1 protein-coding gene is annotated in these 1,192 nt (G+C 57.0%); it reads right to left on the bottom strand.

Annotation, left to right across the window (positions count from 1 at the left end; genetic code table 11):
• A partial coding sequence (locus PY257_RS14855; RefSeq protein ID WP_275743226.1) for an IS630 family transposase occupies nt 1–1,050 on the bottom strand: 1,050 nt, incomplete at its 3' end.
• Between the last annotated feature and the right edge of the window lie 142 nt (nt 1,051–1,192).

The following is a 1,192-nucleotide window of genomic DNA, read 5'->3' as shown; positions in this document are numbered from 1 at the left end:
ATCGTCTTTGGATGTGACACGGATATGCCGCAGGAATGTTCGAGCCATCTTGGAGAAGACGCACTCAATCAAGTTGAGCCAGGAACCATGCTTGGGCGTATGAACATACTCGAAGCGCCCGGGGCGGCTGCTGAGATACGCCATGGTCTCCTTGGAGATGTGGGCCGAGTGGTTGTCCAGCACTACCCGGATGATGGCATCCTCGGGGTAATGCGCATCGAGTTGTTTGAGCAAACCGATGAATTCGACACTGCGGTGGCGGTCCTCGATGTTGGCAAAGATGTGGCCCGAGTGCAGGTCGATGCCGGCCAGGATGGACACTGTGCCGCGACGAACGTACTCGTAGTCACGCCCGACATTCGGTGCCTTGCCCGGTACCGGCGGCAAATCGGGTGCGGTCAGCCCGATGGCTTGAACACCTGGCTTCTCATCGACGCTGACGGTGTAGATGGGGTTGGGCCGCGCATCATGGACAGCGCCTTCGGTGTAGAGAGAAACGTCCCGATAAACCATCAGGACTTCCTGCATCTTGCGGTCAAAGTCGGGGTCACGCTTTTCCAGGTAGTAGCGAATCTTGTGCGGTTTGATGTCGTTATCGTCCAGGATGCGCCAGACCGTGCTCTTGCCCGCATTTGCCAGGCGGGGAAAGCCTGCCATCTGCGCGTGCTCACCAACAAATCGCGCCAACGCCGAGATCGACCACAACTCGGCTGCCAGTCCATGATCCTTGGGTTTTGTGCATGCGATGCTGACCACCCAAGCCTTCGCTTCGTCGCTTATCTCGGGCTCATGTGGCCGGTGGTACTTGTCCTTGAGCCCCATCTGAACGCCTGCGGCCAGCGCCTTGTCTACGCATCGGTAGATCATGGGTCGGCTGAACCCAAGGCGGCGATGAAGTTCGGTGATCGAGATGCCATCGGCGTAACCCAGCATCACCTTGGCACGCTCCACCTCGCGCGCAGGCGCCACACGCGAAGCAGCAAGTTCTTGCAGCTTGATGCGTTGTTCCTGCGTCAGCACCAACGCCGGCCGTTCAGATTTTCTCGCCATGATCACTACTTTCATGAGTTGAGGAGCAAGCATTGCGATTATCATCTATTTAGTAACTGTATTGATGGAACTAACTACTAAGTTGGACCACGTGCATGACATGTTGATCGCCTTGGTTGCCACCAAGGCGATCCCCTTCGAT

This window comes from Curvibacter soli (genome assembly GCF_029211125.1).
GTDB lineage: Bacteria > Pseudomonadota > Gammaproteobacteria > Burkholderiales > Burkholderiaceae_C > Curvibacter_A > Curvibacter_A soli.
Note: the sequence above shows the minus strand (reverse complement) of the source record. Positions and strands in the feature narration are given on the sequence as shown.